Source organism: Psychrobium sp. 1_MG-2023 (assembly GCF_030689115.1).
GTDB lineage: Bacteria > Pseudomonadota > Gammaproteobacteria > Enterobacterales > Psychrobiaceae > Psychrobium.
Genome location: NZ_JAUYVJ010000008.1, coordinates 15,008 through 32,623 on the forward strand (window position 1 = coordinate 15,008; position 17,616 = coordinate 32,623).

A 17,616-nucleotide genomic window follows, 5' to 3' on the forward strand; every position below is an offset into this window, starting at 1 on the left:
TAACGCCAAGTGAACAAGCTAACGGAATTTAAATCAAGGAAAGAGCCCAGTTTTGCCAATTAAAGCGAACTCAAAAGGACATAACGGGGCAAATTTATACCACCAGCTTCTAAGGTTCCCCCACTAACTGAGGTAGATTTACTTGTAGTACGACATCTTCAATCACTTCAACCTGATTAAACATATCGACGGTTTTTAACAGTTTTTGCAGTGTAAAACGCTGACGAACGCTAGCGTTTAAACCTTCAAACTCCGCTATCACTTGGAATAACCACATCTCGGCATCCCACTCTAAAGCCTGTTGGGCTAGATGCTGTAATGCGCTCAATGGTTCAGTGACATCAAACACGGCTATAAAGTAATTCTCGACATCCTCTTTAAGCTGCTGATGACGAGCTTCAACCACTAGCTCCTGTTCAAGTTCAAATTCGGTGCCCGCTGCTAATGGTTCACTGTAATCATTGGTGCTAATGGCCAAAGTACGAACCATATCACCTAAAGCTTGCTGCTCCCCAACTTTATCTAAAGCAATGCTTGCACTAGCAATAATTGGCGCCGCTTGATTCACTAATTCGGGTACCTGTGTTCGATTTGTGTAATCACCGACAATAAAGTTTGGATGCTGCTTTAAAAAGGCTACCATATTAGTAATTAATTGCGCACGCTCTTGCTGCTGTCTAAAGCGCGCCATCAATTCAACGAGACGCTTTTGCACTTCAAGTAAAGAACTTGAATGATCTGATATCGTCACTTGCAGTTGACTAACTAATAACTTTCGAAGTGGCCCACTGTTTTGTGCCAGTTCAATCAGCTCATTAAAGTCAATTAATTCAAAACCATCGAGTAAACGGCGTAACTGTTTTTGTGCCAATTCATTTTCGCGAATTTTATCGGCAAGGTTACTCACAAAGCCAAAGTCAGAGTTAAGGCGATTCCATAAACTATCAATTGCATCGCTAAATTGCCCAGTCATATCATGGACACGTTCACTTAACAGCTGAAAGTGATGCTCACTGGCGACATAATCGCCTCGATATTGCGCATCAGAGAAATGTTTCACCTGAGTGCGAATTTGTTCTATCTGCCCTGCAACATCAGCGTTAACTTGGCGCTTGCGTTCATCCTCAGTCAGACTGGCAATCAATCGACTAACATCAGGTCGCAAGGCAAGTGGTTGTTGCTCATCTGGGCGATGTAGAATTCGCGCTTTAACCAGCTTATCCAGCACGTTTTCATTGACACTAACTTCGTCAAAGTGACCTCGTAAATACGCGCGCATCAACTGTTCACTGTGCTTACCTATCAAGCCTAGTCGCTCAACCCCCAACGCATGTAAACGGCTCTGCGGACTTTGGTTTGAGCCAGTTACTTTTTTTGGTACTAAACTCACCATCAAAACATCGACTCTTGCTGTGGCATATCATCAAGCGGAAGTGATTCTTCGTCTTTAATAAAACGTACTAATTCAATCAGCTGCTCAATCTTCCCCGTCACAATATAATATTGGCGATCCTTATGCGGCTGCTGTAAATAACCAGTTTCTTTTAGACGCTTAAAGACTTGCTTTAACTGTTGGTCAAGTTGCTCACTGTTTGATTTAAAGAAACGATCGGCTGCCAGCTGATTAAAACGTTGACGTAAAGATTGGTTATCTTCAGTGCGCAGTGCAAACTCTTGAAACTTGATCGTATCCCCGGCGGTGAGCGAACCATCTCGCCCTAGCGCTTCCTGAACTAGCTGCATCCATTCAAGAAGCGGCAATAACGACTGCACCGTTTGCTTAAACTCTTTACCTAAGTGTTCACGGGCGGTGCTATTGAGTTCTTGATAGGCCAGAAAAAACACGCTGCCATCCTGACTTTGCGCTAATCGCCTATTTAATGGACGTAGAAAATGATTAAGCTCTTCTCTAACAACCTCATCTTGTAATCGACGAAACGCTTCTTCATCGGTGACCTGACAAATACTTGCCCCAGCTAATAAGGCTTCGAGTAACGGGCCATGTTCAATCATTAGCTAAGCTCCTTAGTAATATTTGTCACCCCTTGTACAGCATTAAGCTGTTGGGTCAATCGCGCTTCAATACGATTTGTTTTTGGCTCAATACGTTGTAAACGTTTTTTCTGTTTATCAATTAAGTAACGGTGTTTAAATAGGGTTAAAACGTCTGACTCTGGATTAGGAAACGCCCCGACGATAGAGATATTGTTGCTGTCACAGGCATTAAACAGCTTTTCAACATTATGATAAGCTAACGTACCTATCTCATCGATTGGCCAATGTACTGCGATATTCGCCTCACCACGTAACAAACGGGTAAATGCCAATAAAAATTTACATAAGATCAGGTAAGCCATACCGTGACTTGATGACTCAAGTAATTGGCGATCATTTTTGATCACTAAGTCATTACCGCCTTCATTTAAATGCAGCTCAAGACGTAGCAATGACTCAATCGAATAACTAGAATCAGCCCGTAATAGCTCAACCACATCTGCTAGCGCATCAATGTATTCGTCACTTGGTAACTCTTTGCCTGTTTCACGCCATTGCTCATACAGTGCGGCGAAACGCTTCAATGGTGACCAAAAATTTAGCTCATCAACCGTTGAAATGATTCTAACCTCCGAACGCTTGATTCCATCCAAGGTTAAATCATCCGCTACGGCAGCAGTCAAACGTTTACTTTGTCCAGAGATACGACGATTAATATCACTAAATACAGTGAAGAACTTATGGAGATCGCCACCAATGGTTTCCCCCTGCTCTAAAATTTGACGCTGTTGATCCGCTAAAATACGTAATAAGTCACTAAAGATTGGTAATCGTTGGCGTAAATCTGCCTCTTGGTCGAGGCGAGAAAGCTCACTCGTCATTAAATCTAAAAACTGTTTTTGGGCATCGAGAGCCAATTGTGCTTCAAACTGATTAAGTTGCTCTTTTAACGATGTTTGAGTCTTACTACGCTGCTCCAAGCCTTGTATAGCACGGCTTAAACGTTCACTTTGATCGCCATTAATTGCGCTCAGGCCATCCGCCAATGAATTATCTAGTACCAGCTGGGTTAAACGAGCAACGACTAGCATTAAGCGTTCGATTAACTTAGTTAAACTATGCATTTGGCTTTGCAACTCATCACGTTGTGACTCTAGCTGCTGTTGCTCCACTTTAAATTGTGCTTTTTGCTGAGCTAATTGTGCTTCACTTTGCTGACGCTGTGACTTTAAGCTTGCCTCTTGCTCTAAATAGCGAGGACGGTTCTTTTGCCATTCAACTTCCATGAAGTGACGATACTCACGAAGTTCATCTTGACGCGAACGTACCTCACTGATTTTCTTCTCTAAGCGCTTTATCTCAGTCTTTAGCTGTTCTAACGTCGCAGGGTCAATGTCTTTGTCAGCTAACTCACGTTTAAAAGCATCTTCTAACTGCTTTATTTGCGTTTTATTGCTTTGACGTTTGCTATCAATTTGAGCTTCTAATTCACCAATTTGTTGCGAAAAGTACTCAATTTCTTGCTGCCAATCCGCTTTAAATTCCAGCATCTGCTGTTGATGGTCACTTTTCAGCTGTGTTAAATTTTGTAGTTTCGTTTGATTTAAGCGCTCGATTTGTGTCTTAGCTTCTTTCAAACCAACACTCGCTTCTTCTCGACGCTTAGTTAATGAGGCCTGCATGGCTTGTTGAAGTCTAGCCTTAGACTCTTTCGCAAAATCAACTTCCGTAACAATTTCAGCAACCCGTTGCGTTGCCTGTTGATGCTGTTCAAGTAACGACTTTACTACTTGATGTTGTGAAGTCAGAGCCGCCTCCGCAGCTCCCTGCTGCTCTTGTGCACTGCTAAGACGCAAGCAAAGCTGCTCTTTTTCAATACTCAAAGCGGCTTCATCTTGAGCGTAATGAGGCGCAGCAATGTCTGCAAGGCTAACCTTAACACCAAATAAATCAGCTCCCTGAGCATCTCCTAATTGTGGCTGGAGATCGCTACGTTCTAGCAACTCCTCATTAATCACCTTGCCAACAGTATTCTCCCAACCTTCAACGTGCGCGCGTAAATAGTGACGTAAGCTGCCTTGTTCAGGACTAATTTGCTGCTCTAATAAGCGCAACTTTTTAGATAGCTGGTGCACCACTGTACGTGCTTGTTCTAGATCATTTTGCGTGTGTTGCTGCTGTTCGCGAGCTTGCTGATGCGCACGTTGCTCTTTATTCGCCAGCTGATTAAGTTCACGCCATTTATCCTGAACCAAATCAAGTCTTTTATCCGCTAAAGCAAGCTCTTCTTGCTCTTGCTGTGTCGGCCCCATGTTATCAATCTGAGTTTGGCGCTCAATTTGTTGATGCCTAAACTCTGAAATTTGATGGTCAAACTCACTTGCTAGTTGCTCTTTACGCTCGTTATATTGCTCTTGTAAGCTATCTCGTTTATCACTTTGCAGTTGACGAGTGTGCTCTCTTTCGCCTTCAATAGCGCGTATTTGTTTTTGATTCTTTAGAAGCAAACGTTCAAGAGAGTCGGTCAGGCTGATCTTTTGCTGATTTAACTGTTGCTCCAAATCACCATATTGTTCAAGCAAAATTCGGTAGTGATTTTGTTGCTCGCTTAATTGTTCAATCCATAATGGCAAAGCGGTTGCATCGCTGGCTAACTGCTCCATATCACTGTCAATGTAATCATCATAACGTCCTTGGATAAAATCTAGGCGTTGCTCAGTCGTCTGCAACTCGGCCTTAATTTGACTTAACTGACTATTAAGCTCGGCTTCACGCTGGTTAAACTCACCTTTTAAAACAGATACTTGTTTACGTAGCGTTTTCTCTTGCTGATCCAGATCAGCATGCTGAGTACGACTCAATCCTAAATCATCAACCAGTAAAGGGGTTAATTGTACTAATTGCCCTTCGACCACATTAAGCTTATTAGCGATTTGTTCAATATCGCCATGTTGTGTCTCCAAAGTACTTAAACGCATTGATTGTCGTATTTGTTTAATCCACTCACGCGCTTTAGTATTTTTAACCCGCGTGGTCGGTTGAACTAATCCATCTTCTTCAAAGATCGCCGCCAACATCGTCTTAAGCGTATCCATTTTGCCTTCTTTGGCGTGCACTGCACTAACCAATTTCTCAAGATGGCGAATCTTATGGCGGGGGGCAACTAATGAGTAACGTGCAGCTAATTGGCGCAATTTGATTCCATCTTTGGTATTACCGCGCAGCGTTGACACATCATTTTGAATAATCGAACGAAATTCACTAGTCGCATTAAGCTTCGGTGATCTATCAATTTGCTGGACTTTAAGCTGGGCTAACCACTGATCAGGCTCAAACGCATTCACTTTACCATCACGATCTTGATACAGTAGTTGGCTCTTATCATAAGGGCCATCCACAAAACGGTACTGCACTCCATCTTTTGGCGAATGTGTTAAGACAGCCTGACATACCTGCCCTTCTTCACGCTGGTATTCATAGACCAAGTAACTATTGGACTGAGGCAGGTAAAAATCCCCAAACTTACTGCGTGTTTTGGGCACCACCTTACTTGGTAACTCACCAAAAAAGACCGGAACTAATCGTTGCAAAGTCGTTTTACCCGATGCGTTGGTACCACAGATATTGGTGTGGCCATCTAGCGATAACTCAACAACTCCGGGTAAGTGCGTGTGAATTAAAATGATACGGCGTAAGCTAGCCATAAATACCTCAAAAGAACCTAGTTAAATCCATTGCCCACATAATATAGTGAAAATATTGAAGCACAAGTGGTGCAATTAACAATCTAACTATTCTAAAGTGTCTTTCATTTAACTGTTCAAAATCATAGCAAATCTCTCGCTCTATTCACTAAGCACTGTTTTAGTTAGCCACTAACACATAACCATGTAATACTTAACCCCTCTGACGGAATAGGAGCCACATACAGATAGTGAATAAAGTTGAATTAAGCCAAGATGAAAACCTATCTTTCACCCTAAATCACCGCCTATTACCCATGGCGCAGCATCGTGTCGACTTATACTTCTCTTTACCTAATGAAATGGGGATTAGCCCACAAACGTTGGATGAACAAAGCTATTTTCATAGTAGTATCAAAACACGTTCAGCTTATTACTCAGATCAGCTTCACTTACCGCTGGTACGCAGTCGTTTTATTAGCGCAAAAAAAGGGCAGCAGGATGACTATCGAGTCAATCTCAACTTATTTTGCTATCAAATTAAAATGGCCCTTGATACCGACATCAAGCAAGCATTACAACAAAAAGATTCTGCCGATTTTTACCCGCTAGCTTGTGAGTTAGCTCAGCAGTCAATTAATCTGTTAAGAAAGTTACGTCGTAATAGCCCAAATGATAAAAAGCTCCTGTCTTATTATGAAAACGCTGACAATTATTTAAGCTGGCATGTCGAGCAATCGTTTTTAAAGCTCTTGGCTAAAGCCCCTAAAACGAGTGACGACAGTGATTACCGAGAACAACTATTAGAGTTATGCCGCAGTGAAAAGCAATATCGCAAAGAACAACAGTTTAATTCTCAAATCACCTTGGATGATCCCAATCGCATCACCAATAAAATGCGCTTACTCCAGCGCCTTATTGAATACGGTGTTGTTTTTAAAAAAGATGTTAAACACCTAAATAAAAACCTAAAGCGTCTCGTCAGAGGAACTGTAACTGCGATTATTATGGCATTGGTTATGACTCTCGTCTTAAATGCTCGCTCTTCATTCGCTGAAGTAACATTGTTATTAGTCGCCATTCTCGGACTAATTTACGGATTACGGGAAACGTTTAAAGATGAAATAACCCAACTGATTTGGCGTAAGATTCAACATGGCCGCCCCAAATGGCAACACAGTTATAGCAATAGCGCTACCAAAACAAAAGTTGCGAACCAGTTAATCTGGTTAGAGTATATAAAAGATAAGCATTTACCCGAACTGGTGCATAAACAGTTCAATAAACGACGGCAGCAAAACAAGTTGGCAGCACAGTTGTTGCATTTCCGCAGTGAAACTCGCGTTGTCGCTAAAAAGTTTTTACCTGGCTACGATGAAATTCAACAGCAAGTCACCTTTAATTTAGCCCCTTTTGTGCGCTACTTAAAAAAAGGAGAAGGTCGCTTATATTCCCTTGATGGCAATAAGGTCAGTCAACAAGGTGTTGAAAGACGATATCAAATCAATACTGTACTCACTCAAACCACCGATAATGGAGTTCATGTTCAGCGCTTTAAGATTACCTTGAATCGCTCCGGAATCATCAATATTGAAGCGATGAAAGCGTTAAATCAAGGTTGATAATAGTACGATTCATGAGTATTGTTTATAAATATATTACAGCGACTCCGTGCTATACTTATATTTATTAGACTTACTTTAATTAACAGTAAGGAAAAACTATAACGTATGAAAATTTATCACTTTTTTCTCGTTTGCATATGTTTTTTATTGTCATATTTCCCAGTACATGCTGAGCCTCTCGATAAAGTAACCTTACAATTAAAGTGGGTTCATGCGTTTCAATTTGCTGGTTATTACGCGGCTAAAGAACAAGGTTATTACCAAGAAGTTGGCCTTGACGTTGATATTGTCCCCGCAGCACCAGAAACTGATGTCGTAGACCTGGTAAGCACAGGTAAAGCGGAATATGGCGTCGGAACTAGCTCCTTAATACTAGCCTTTCATCAAGGGAGGCCTGTTAGTGTACTCGCAGCTATCTTTCAACATTCTCCTCAAGTACTCATCACCAAACAAAAAAGTAGTACCCAGAGCATTCATGATATTATTAATGGCTCTATCATGCTGGAACGACAATCCGATGAAATTATTGCTTATTTAAAGCAAGAAGGCATTTCCACTGCACAATTACAGCTTCATGAACACAGCTTTAATCCATATGATTTGATTAACGATAATGTCGATGTAATGACAGCCTATGTAACGAATGAAACCTATTTTCTTCATAAAGAAGGTGTCGAATACCATGCTTACACTCCTCGTTCTGCTGGTATCGACTTTTATGGTGATAATTTATTTACCAGTACGCAAGAGCTTAAAAACAACCCAGAGCGAGTTAAAGCATTTAAAGAAGCGAGCCTTAAAGGTTGGCAATACGCGATGGCTAATCCACAGCAAACCGTTGAATTAATATTAAGCCAGTACCCAACAAGCTATACACAGGAATTTTTAGCTTTTGAAGCTGAGAAAATGATTCCACTATTACAACCGACCCTTGTCGAGCTCGGCTACATGAGCTTAGGGCGTTGGCAGCATATCGCACAAACCTATGTCGAGCTAGGGATGTTGCCCGCGAATGTTTCGCTGGATGGCTTTATTTACACTCCAGAGAAGCATCAAAATAATCAATGGCTGTACCGAGTATTGGCGATAGCTTTAACCTTATCTGTCATTCTGACTTACATTACAATCCATATCTTAAAGCATAATAAGAAATTAGATTACGCATTAGGTGAAAGCAAAAAAGCAGAACAAACAGCGTGGAATCAAGCTAACTTAGATACACTCACCAAGTTGCCTAACAGTCAATTATTTAACGACAGATTTGAGCAGGAATTAAAACAAGCGGAACGCCAAAACGTCAAAGTAACTATGCTTTACATAGATCTTGACCGCTTTAAAGAAATTAATACCAGCCATGACACTAAAACCGGGGATCAGTTATTACAGCAGGTAGCGATTCGATTAAAACATTGCGTGAGAGGCACCGACACTGTCGCTCGGTTATATGATGACAAGTTTGCCATTCTTATCGGAGGAATTAACCAACAAAGCGATATTGATAAAATCGTCAATTCCATTTTACAAAAATTACACGCGCCCTTTGAAATGTCAGTCAGTACCTTTTACCTTTCAGCGAGTATTGGTTTAGCTATTTACCCGACTGACGGCCAGACAATCAATAAGTTACTAGAACGGGCAGAGGCGGCTAAAAGTAAAGCCAAAGAGAACGGTCGTAATCAATTTCAATATTACACGGCAACCATGCATAAACAAGCAATGGATCGTATTCAACTAAACAAAGACCTCCATAAAGCATTGACACAACAAGAGTTTACCTTAGCGTATCAACCTATATTAAACCTTAATAGTAACGAAATAGTGAGTATTGAAGCCTTGGTTCGTTGGCAACATCCAACGCTAGGTGAAATACTTCCCGAACAGTTCATTACCATTGCTGAAGAAACCGATACCATTATCGAGTTGGGAGACTGGGTTTTTAGGCAAGCGGTCCATCAATTAAAAATTTGGCAAACAAAATTTAATCCAGATCTAAGCATTCATATTAACACTTCACCAAAGCAATTTGAGCAAAGTGAACAAGAATTGGCTGCGTGGTTGGATTATCTAAAAGAAGTTGACTTAGCCGATGATACTGTTGTTTTAGAGGTCACGGAAAGACTATTGCAGAAACAGCAATCCGATATCAGCGAACGTCTCAAGCAGTTAACTAACTCAGGACTACAAATTGCTTTAGATGACTTTAGTACTAGCTACTCATCATTAAGCTATATCAAGCATTTCAGTCTCGACTTCATCAAAATTGATCGCCGCTTTGTCGATAAAATCGTGAGTAACTCACAAGAGCTTATGTTATGTGAAATCATCATTGTTATGGCACATAAACTCGGTTTAAAAGTTATCGCAGAAGGGATTGAGACTCCTGAGCAACTAGAGTTATTACAGCAGTCGGGGTGTGATTACGGTCAAGGTTTCCTGTTCCATAAAGCCCTTAATGAAAATGATTTAACGAAACTATTCGCCTCCCAAAAAATTACTGAAACACCAAATTTATAAGACTGAATACGCTATTGGTCAACTGTTAACTAGCTAAGATAAGTTAACAAACCAAGCACTTGCTTAGTTTGTTGGCCTGTGTTTCAATCATCAGAATGAAGTGGAATTAGCCAAAAGGCTAATTCCACTTATTTCAATATAAACTTCACTTTGGATTGTTCAATGCCTTACGTTCCACTTAATGACAGTGACGCTTCACTTTTAGTCAAAAGCCTAATCGATGACGGGTTACTCGTTGATGAAAGTAGCGCCAAAGGACGACTGCTAAAGGCGTCTGCGGAGCTTTTCAAAAGCAAGGGTTATGACAAAACAACGGTACGCGATATTGCGAACCAAGTTGGTATCCAATCTGGTAGTATTTTTCATCACTATGCTAGTAAGCAAGCCATACTATGCGCAGTGATGGAACAAGCGATTATATTGAATATGGCACGGCTACGCTTAGCACTTAGCTTGAACGAAACGTTAAAAGAGCAACTCCACGCCCTGATCTTATCTGAGTTACAAGCTATTATTTTAGATAACGGCATTGCGATGGCAGTACTAGTCTATGAATGGCGATCTTTAGAAAACGAAAACAAACAAAAAATTCTCGAACTACGTGATGAATATGAACAAATATGGCTTGATATATTAACTCAAGCACACCACCAGCAGCTCATCAATACCACACCAATGGTACTACGCAAGTTACTCACAGGGGCTATCAGTTGGACAACCAACTGGTATAAACCACACGGAGAGTTATCAATCGATGAGCTAGCAGAAATGACATTAGCATTAGCAATTAATAATAATCTTAAGAATTAAAGGAGACATTATGGACGCATCATTTTGGAACGGAAAGCGCGCTCCTGGCATAAAAGATACTATAGATGTCTCACAATATGAGACCGTCATTGATGTTATAGAGCATGCTTTTAAAGCCTACCCCCAACGTCCCGCATTTACAGGCTTAGGGCATACTCTCACATTCCAAGACATTGACTTTTTAAGTGCTTCTTTTGCTCACTACTTACAACAACATACTAATTTAAAGCCTGGTGACTCCATTGCGATTCAGATGCCTAATGTGTTGCAATACCCTATCGCCATGTATGGCGCGTTACGCGCAGGGTTACGTGTAGTCAATACAAACCCGCTTTATACCGAATCAGAAATGTTGCATCAGTTTAATGATGCAGATGTCAAAGCACTACTATGCATGGATGTTTTTGCAAAATCTGTACAGAATATTCTGCCTCAAACCAATATCTCAACAGTCATCGTCACTAGCCTTGCCGATATGTTGCCCACAATGAAACGCGTTGCTATTAATGCAGCAGTCAAATACATCAAGAAGATGGTTCCCTCTTATTCATTACCAAACGCTCATTCATTCCGGCATATTATTCAACAACACTATAATAAAGAGTTTGAGCCAACCCACATGAAGGGAAGTGATGACACTATTGTCTTGCAATATACGGGCGGTACAACAGGTGTCTCAAAAGGTGCTGAATTAACGAATCGCAACTTAGTTGCCAACATGCTCCAAGCAGCAACAATGCTAGAACAAGAGGATAATCAGGGCAATCGTTTAATTAACTTAGCCAACGCGAGTGCTGTTGCCCCCTTGCCGCTTTATCATATCTATTCTTTTACTGTTCATTTAATGGCATTTTTCCATCTAGGAATGCACAGTGTTTTAATTGCAAATCCTCGTGACACAGACGCCTTTATTAAAGCAATGAAACCTTGGCAGCTGACTGGTTTTATTGGTTTGAATACCCTTTTTGTTTCTCTAATGGCTAACCCAAAATTCAAGACGTTGGATTTTAGTAAAATGAAGTTTACTCTCTCAGGCGGTACCGCACTGCATGAAGATACAGCTATTCGTTGGAAAGAAATGACCGGTTCAAGTATCTCAGAAGCTTACGGGCTTACAGAAACCTCTCCAGCCGTCACAATGAATCCACTAAATGGTCATGAAAAACTTGGTACAGTGGGTCAAGCCCTACAAGAAACAGCCGTCATGTGTATTGATGACAACGAGAATGAAGTCGCTCTTGGCGAACGTGGTGAGCTTTGTATCCGAGGGCCACAGGTTATGAAAGGTTATTGGCAACAAGAGCAAGCAACCAAAGACGCTTTTACGAAAGATGGCCTATGGTTTAAGACAGGAGATGTTGCAGTTATCGACGAGCAAGGCTATGTGTCTATCGTTGACCGTATCAAAGATATGATCTTAGTATCAGGATTCAATGTATACCCGAATGAAATTGAAGACGTCTTATCCACTCACCCAGAAATAGAGAACTGCGCAGCAATAGGTGTTCCAGATGATCATAGTGGTGAAACCGTAAAAGTATTCATTATTGCAAAAGGTGATAAACAATTAAGTATTGATGAAGTAAAAGATTTTTGCCGCAAAAAGCTCACAGCCTATAAATTACCTCGTCAATTAGAATATCGTAATACGCTACCGATGACTCCTGTAGGTAAAATTTTACGTCGCGAGTTAAGGTGATATTTTAATCTCAATCGATAAAAACGGCTTTGATTATAAATCAAAGCCGTTTTTCTTTATCTAAAACCTATTAATTAGTTTTATAGATAACTTTTATTCCCTGAGGTAAAGGGGTGCCTTCAACGACAAAGCTGATTGTTCCTGGGTTCGCTAAGATATAATCAAATATATCTTGTTGCTTTGGTAGTTCGAGAGGCGCTTTTCCACGGCCAGAGAAATTCACTTGAGCCCAAAACGAACGAATCCTAGAGTCCGTTAGTCCGATAACTTTAGCATTAAATAAACCTCGAATAGCAGTATGGTTAGGCATAACAACAGCTTGTGCCGCTATACCGCTATCCAAATCGACTTTTAGCCCCAGATAGGTCTTTTTTATCTGGGATAAAGTAAAATGATGCTTTTCGTTAGATTGGCTGATAACCCAAATATTAGTCGAGCTTAATAGCTGCGCATTAGCGCTTAATGGACTGACAGCGATAAGGATTAATAGAGTGATAAATAATGTTAACTTTTTCATTAGAATACCCACTCTATACCAATCAAGCCTAAAATAGAGTCAGGTTGATAGGGGGATGAATACTTTTCCATTGTTGTAAAATTTAACTCGGCTTTTAATGCAACATGCTCAGTAAGATCGTTGCGAACGCCTAGTATTAAGCTTTCCTGATCTTTTATAACAAGTTGCCCTAAAATCATCTGATACAGCCCAGCGATTGGCTGTAACTCAGGTATAGGGCTAAACTCAACTTCTATGGGCGATAGTGTGTCATCACGTTTCGCATAGGTTAAGTGGAACAAATAGTCAGCAAACACATAGCCAGCACTGATATAGTAGCCTTCACGGTGAGGAATCCACGCAAGATCATGAGTTAACCTGATCCACTCACCTTTTAAAAAATAGTCAAATTTATCATAGCTAAAGCCGACCTGATAATATTCCAATGTATCCGCGATAACAAAAGTTTGAGCTAATTCATCAAAGCCAGCCTGTTGAAACTGCATTTGAGCAAAAGCAAAGACCGGGTCGTCAATATCAAAGTCTGCAGTCGAGTAGCCAGCCCTTACGGTGAGGTCTTCAAACTCTAATGAAAAGAATAAACTCGCTGCGTCTCTGATTTCAGTAAGATAACTGCGATCTTCAAATGCTAATTCATCCTTAAATTGACCAAAAGTCCCCTCAATAGAAAAAGTAGCGTCAGGGAATGTTGCTCTATACGTAGCTGCCAACCCATCGATATGAGAGAACATAAATGACGCATAAACTTCATTGGGTGGTTTAAGCCAATGGTAACTGTATCCTACATTTTGCACATCACTATAATTAAAGAATGCGGTGCGTTGCCGACCAAGTTTAAAACTCCAAGGCGAGTCTGGTTGATATGATAAGTACAACCACTCCAAGCCTGAATTCTTTTTGTCGGCAAAACTGCCAACCAATTGGGCTGTGACAGACAATGAGTTTGTTAATGCTAAATCCCCCTGGATACCCAGTAAACTATCTGGTGTAAAATCTAAGGATTGGTCGTACTCAACAAGCTTATCATTTGCTTGGCCAGCAATGACTCGAGCAAAACCTGAGAACTCAATCTGGCGTTCTGTTGAGGGTTTTGCTTGAACAGGAAAAGAAAGAATAAGCAACGCTAAAAAACAATACAAAAAAACAAGAATAGGTGAGACCAGCCCCCTGTATTTATTCATTTTTACCATACCTTAAGCGTTGGTTAGGAAGAAATTACTTGCGCTAGATTACCATAATTAACAGTTTTTTAAAGAACCTTATGATAGAAGCCTATATGAATATAATCTAAAAATAGGCATCCTTTCACTCATAACTTTCAAACTGTTTTATAGCAGGAGCTTTCTAGGCTTATTATTTAATAACTTTAGCAAATATTACCCTTTCATCTAGTTTTTTTCATTTCTATTTGCAGATAAAATTGAATCTAAGTTGTAAAATAGTATGATATCTATCATTCAATGTGCCGATCGCTAGGCTATTCAGGTTTAACGTAATAATAATTACAATAATCATTAACCTTTAGTCGAATTTAGCACAGGTTTACCGTCTTTTTCGTCCAGACGTGTTATTTTATTACACAATCTGTACAAGCAATAAAACATTCATAAGCTCGTTGCAAGCATTGCACAACTTAGCTATACACGGCTTATGACTTTAGCCACCAGACTAGGGAAACAAAATGTCTAACAAAAATACCATTTATTACACAATGACCGATGAAGCGCCCGCGCTAGCCACCTGCTCACTTTTACCAATTTTTAGAACATTCACTTCAGCTGCAGAAATTGATGTAAAATTGAGTGATATTTCATTGAGCGCTCGTGTACTAGCCGGATTCAACGACAGATTAAAAGAAGAACAACGTGTTGAAGACGGTTTAGCATTTTTAGGTCAGCTTACTCAAGACGAAAACGCTAATATCGTAAAATTACCAAACATCAGTGCCTCTCTACCTCAATTAAAAGCATGTATCGCAGAACTTCAAGAGCAAGGTTACGATCTTCCTGAATTCCCTGAAACACCAGCAAACGCTGAAGAAGAAGAAGTAAAGTCGCGTTATGCAAAAGTGTTAGGTAGTGCTGTAAACCCGGTACTTCGTGAAGGTAACTCAGACCGTCGTGCTCCACCGGCAGTAAAAGCTTACGTAAAAAAATTCCCACACTCAATGGGCGAATGGAGCATGGCTTCACGCTCTCACGCAGATTTCATGCGTGGCGGCGATTTCTTCTCAAGCGAGAAGTCTGTCACTGTCGATAAAGCAACAACAGTACGTATTGAATATGTAGACCCTGCTGGCAACGTTGAAGTTAAAAAAGAAGTTGCACTAGAGAAAGACGAAGTAATCGACGGCATGTTCATGAGCAGCAAAGCCCTTCGCGACTTCTTCGAACAATCACTCAATGATTGTCGTGATAACGGTGTAATGTGGTCTCTGCACGTTAAAGCAACAATGATGAAAGTTTCGCACCCTATCGTATTCGGTCATGCGGTATCAGTTTTCTACAAAGATGCTTTTGAAAAGCACGCTGAAACATTTGAAAAGTTAGGTGTTAACCCGAACAATGGTTTAGCTGATATCTACGACAAGATCCAAGCAGTACCTCGTACTTTACGCGAGCAAATCGAGCGTGACATTCAAGCTTGTTATACATCTCGCCCAGAAATGGCAATGGTTGATTCTGTTAAAGGCATCTCTAACCTACACGTACCAAGTGACGTAATCGTTGATGCATCTATGCCAGCAATGATCCGAAATGCTGGTCAAATGTGGGGCCCAGATGGTAACCCGAAAGATACTAAAGCAGTAATGCCTGAAAGTACTTACGCACGTATTTACCAAGAAATGATCAACTTCTGTAAGACGCACGGTGCATTTGATCCAACAACGATGGGTACAGTGCCTAACGTTGGTCTGATGGCTAAGAAAGCGGAAGAGTACGGTTCACACGATAAGACTTATGAAATTGAAGCAGCAGGCATCATGCGTATCGTTGATCAAGACGGTACCTTATTAATGCAGCACAATGTTGAGAAAGGCGATATCTGGCGTGCATGTCAAACTAAAGATGCTCCAGTACGTGACTGGGTCAAGCTTGGTGTAACTCGTGCTCGCCAATCAAACACACCTGCAATCTTCTGGTTAGATCCAGAACGTGCTCATGATATGCAACTACTCAAAAAAGTAGATAAGTATTTAGAAGAGCATGACCTAACAGGTTTAGAAATCTACAAAATGGATTACGTACAAGCAATCCGTTTCTCTATGGAACGTCAACGTCGTGGCTTAGATACTATCTCTGTCACTGGTAACGTTTTACGTGACTACCTAACTGACCTATTCCCAATTATGGAATTAGGAACTTCAGCTAAGATGCTATCAATCGTACCTATGCTAACAGGCGGTGGTATGTACGAAACAGGTGCAGGCGGTTCAGCACCTCGCCACGTACAACAAGTCACTGAAGAAAACCACTTACGTTGGGATTCTTTAGGTGAGTTTATGGCTATGGCTGTATCACTTGAAGACATGGGCATTAAGCAAGGTAACGCACGTGCAACTATTTTATCTAAAACATTAGATGACGCGACAACTGAGTTATTACAAAATAATAAGTCACCATCACGTCGCACTGGTGAATTAGATAACCGTGGAAGCCACTTCTACTTAGCACTATACTGGGCTAAAGCATTATCAACGCAAACTGAAGATAGCGAATTAGCAGCTAAATTTACAACGCTAGCTAAAGAGCTAAGCGATAATGAAGAGAAGATTCTAGCAGAGCTAAGCGCAGTTCAAGGACAAGCAACTGAGCCAGGTGGTTACTACCACCCAGATTCAGCAAAAGTTAAAGAAATCATGCGCCCAAGTGCAACACTAAACGCTGCACTAAGTAACAAATAATAAGCGATAACTGATTACTACATTGTTAAAAGCCCGCGGTGAGAATTGCGGGCTTTTTTATAGGGAATACATATGAAATTAAATCAACTCATTGAATTAATCAATGACAAGCCAACAGCGGTTGAGTTTTCACTAGTGATGGATGTTATTAATGACAACTATCATTACACTGCAACAGACTTCACTAATGGTGATATTAAAAATCAAGCAGGTACTAATGAAGGGTCGTGTAAAATCTTTGCTTTCGCACAATTAAATGCTTTAACAACTGAACAGACTTTGGCATGCTTTGGCGATTACTACCGCAAAGATGTGTTAGAAAATCCCCACGGACAAGATCACTTAAACATTCGAAACTTTATCCAACATGGGTGGGCAGGGATCTCTTTCAAGGCACCAGCACTAGCAGTGATAAGCGAATAAAGTATGATAAGCCAAAGTATTCGAGTTAATGATTAGGATAATTTGGCTTTCGTTCTTGGGCAATGAGTGTTGATAGTATTATGGTATCAGCCAATAACATCAATTTAGATAAAGTTTATCTCGAATAAGGGAAGCTGAGACCCAAGTAAACAACATCGCGATTACAGCTAAAAGCAATGCTGCTCCTTTGCTATAGGTGGTAAATATAATAAAACAAGTAACCATAATTAAAGCGATAAATATCGACCAAACCACAACCTTCAACAGTTTCTGAGGAAGAATAAGGTTTGTCTGGCTAATAATATAAGTTGCAACACTCGCTAGTGCGAGTAAGAGAAAAATCATTTCAACTTCCATGTCTATTTAATCCTTTTATTTAATCATTCACTGAGCATAGTAAAGGCACAATAAAAACGCAACAAAATAACCAACAAAAAATATAATGT

At 40.5% G+C, this 17,616-nt stretch carries 12 protein-coding genes; 6 read left to right on the forward strand and 6 right to left on the reverse strand.

Annotation, left to right across the window (positions count from 1 at the left end; genetic code table 11):
- Positions 1–109: 109 nt before the first annotated feature.
- Genes Q8W26_RS05770 through Q8W26_RS05780 form a run of 3 tightly spaced genes read right to left on the reverse strand, consistent with a single transcriptional unit; the run spans position 110 to position 5,699 of the window.
- Complete coding sequence (locus Q8W26_RS05770; protein WP_305472691.1) at positions 110–1,393, reverse strand: hypothetical protein; 1,284 nt, start codon at positions 1,391–1,393, stop codon at positions 110–112.
- Positions 1,393–2,013, reverse strand: a complete 621-nt coding sequence (locus Q8W26_RS05775) for a hypothetical protein (RefSeq protein ID WP_101214249.1) — start codon at positions 2,011–2,013, stop codon at positions 1,393–1,395. The genes Q8W26_RS05770 and Q8W26_RS05775 overlap by 1 nt, the downstream gene beginning before the upstream one ends.
- Positions 2,013–5,699 (reverse strand): ATP-binding protein, encoded by a 3,687-nt coding sequence (locus Q8W26_RS05780; RefSeq protein ID WP_101214250.1) that lies wholly within the window; start codon positions 5,697–5,699, stop codon positions 2,013–2,015. Before Q8W26_RS05780 ends, Q8W26_RS05775 begins: the two co-directional genes overlap by 1 nt.
- 230 nt (positions 5,700–5,929) lie before the next feature.
- Here Q8W26_RS05780 and Q8W26_RS05785 point away from each other — a divergent pair, with 230 nt between their 5' ends.
- The 4 genes from Q8W26_RS05785 (at position 5,930) to Q8W26_RS05800 (ending at position 12,326) form a co-directional block, all read left to right on the forward strand.
- The gene (locus Q8W26_RS05785) at positions 5,930–7,300 is read left to right on the forward strand and encodes a hypothetical protein (protein WP_101214251.1); all 1,371 of its coding nucleotides are present in this window, start codon (positions 5,930–5,932) and stop codon (positions 7,298–7,300) included.
- A gap of 150 nt (positions 7,301–7,450) precedes the next feature.
- Positions 7,451–9,817 (forward strand): EAL domain-containing protein, encoded by a 2,367-nt coding sequence (locus Q8W26_RS05790; RefSeq protein WP_305472694.1) that lies wholly within the window; start codon positions 7,451–7,453, stop codon positions 9,815–9,817.
- A gap of 162 nt (positions 9,818–9,979) precedes the next feature.
- On the forward strand, positions 9,980–10,627 hold the full coding sequence (locus tag Q8W26_RS05795) for a TetR/AcrR family transcriptional regulator (protein ID WP_101214253.1): 648 nt from the start codon (positions 9,980–9,982) through the stop codon (positions 10,625–10,627).
- Between the two features lie 10 nt (positions 10,628–10,637).
- On the forward strand, positions 10,638–12,326 hold the full coding sequence (locus tag Q8W26_RS05800) for an AMP-binding protein (protein ID WP_101214254.1): 1,689 nt from the start codon (positions 10,638–10,640) through the stop codon (positions 12,324–12,326).
- 70 nt (positions 12,327–12,396) lie between these two features.
- On the opposite strand, the gene Q8W26_RS05805 is transcribed toward Q8W26_RS05800, so the two are convergent.
- Both Q8W26_RS05805 and Q8W26_RS05810 read right to left on the reverse strand, forming a co-directional pair.
- Complete coding sequence (locus tag Q8W26_RS05805) at positions 12,397–12,843, reverse strand: hypothetical protein (RefSeq protein WP_101214255.1); 447 nt, start codon at positions 12,841–12,843, stop codon at positions 12,397–12,399.
- A complete protein-coding gene (locus Q8W26_RS05810; RefSeq protein WP_305472697.1) occupies positions 12,843–14,024 on the reverse strand; it encodes a porin in 1,182 nt (393 codons plus the stop codon). The genes Q8W26_RS05805 and Q8W26_RS05810 overlap by 1 nt, the downstream gene beginning before the upstream one ends.
- Before the next feature lie 500 nt (positions 14,025–14,524).
- Here Q8W26_RS05810 and Q8W26_RS05815 point away from each other — a divergent pair, with 500 nt between their 5' ends.
- Both Q8W26_RS05815 and Q8W26_RS05820 read left to right on the forward strand, forming a co-directional pair.
- Complete coding sequence (locus Q8W26_RS05815) at positions 14,525–16,747, forward strand: NADP-dependent isocitrate dehydrogenase (RefSeq protein WP_101214257.1); 2,223 nt, start codon at positions 14,525–14,527, stop codon at positions 16,745–16,747.
- A 72-nt stretch (positions 16,748–16,819) separates the two neighbouring features.
- A complete protein-coding gene (locus tag Q8W26_RS05820) occupies positions 16,820–17,170 on the forward strand; it encodes a HopJ type III effector protein (RefSeq protein WP_101214258.1) in 351 nt (116 codons plus the stop codon).
- Positions 17,171–17,269: 99 nt separating this feature from the next.
- Here Q8W26_RS05820 and Q8W26_RS05825 read toward each other — a convergent pair whose 3' ends face one another.
- On the reverse strand, positions 17,270–17,527 hold the full coding sequence (locus Q8W26_RS05825; protein ID WP_101214259.1) for a hypothetical protein: 258 nt from the start codon (positions 17,525–17,527) through the stop codon (positions 17,270–17,272).
- Between the last annotated feature and the right edge of the window lie 89 nt (positions 17,528–17,616).

Coding starts and splice junctions, on each gene's coding strand:
- Q8W26_RS05780 (WP_101214250.1), bottom strand. CDS start 5,699: ATGGCTAGCTTACGCCGTATCATTTTAATTCACACGCACTTACCCGGA.
- Q8W26_RS05775 (WP_101214249.1), bottom strand. CDS start 2,013: ATGATTGAACATGGCCCGTTACTCGAAGCCTTATTAGCTGGGGCAAGT.
- Q8W26_RS05770 (WP_305472691.1), bottom strand. CDS start 1,393: ATGGTGAGTTTAGTACCAAAAAAAGTAACTGGCTCAAACCAAAGTCCG.
- Q8W26_RS05800 (WP_101214254.1), top strand. CDS start 10,638: ATGGACGCATCATTTTGGAACGGAAAGCGCGCTCCTGGCATAAAAGAT.
- Q8W26_RS05815 (WP_101214257.1), top strand. CDS start 14,525: ATGTCTAACAAAAATACCATTTATTACACAATGACCGATGAAGCGCCC.
- Q8W26_RS05810 (WP_305472697.1), bottom strand. CDS start 14,024: ATGAATAAATACAGGGGGCTGGTCTCACCTATTCTTGTTTTTTTGTAT.
- Q8W26_RS05820 (WP_101214258.1), top strand. CDS start 16,820: ATGAAATTAAATCAACTCATTGAATTAATCAATGACAAGCCAACAGCG.
- Q8W26_RS05795 (WP_101214253.1), top strand. CDS start 9,980: ATGCCTTACGTTCCACTTAATGACAGTGACGCTTCACTTTTAGTCAAA.
- Q8W26_RS05805 (WP_101214255.1), bottom strand. CDS start 12,843: ATGAAAAAGTTAACATTATTTATCACTCTATTAATCCTTATCGCTGTC.
- Q8W26_RS05825 (WP_101214259.1), bottom strand. CDS start 17,527: ATGGAAGTTGAAATGATTTTTCTCTTACTCGCACTAGCGAGTGTTGCA.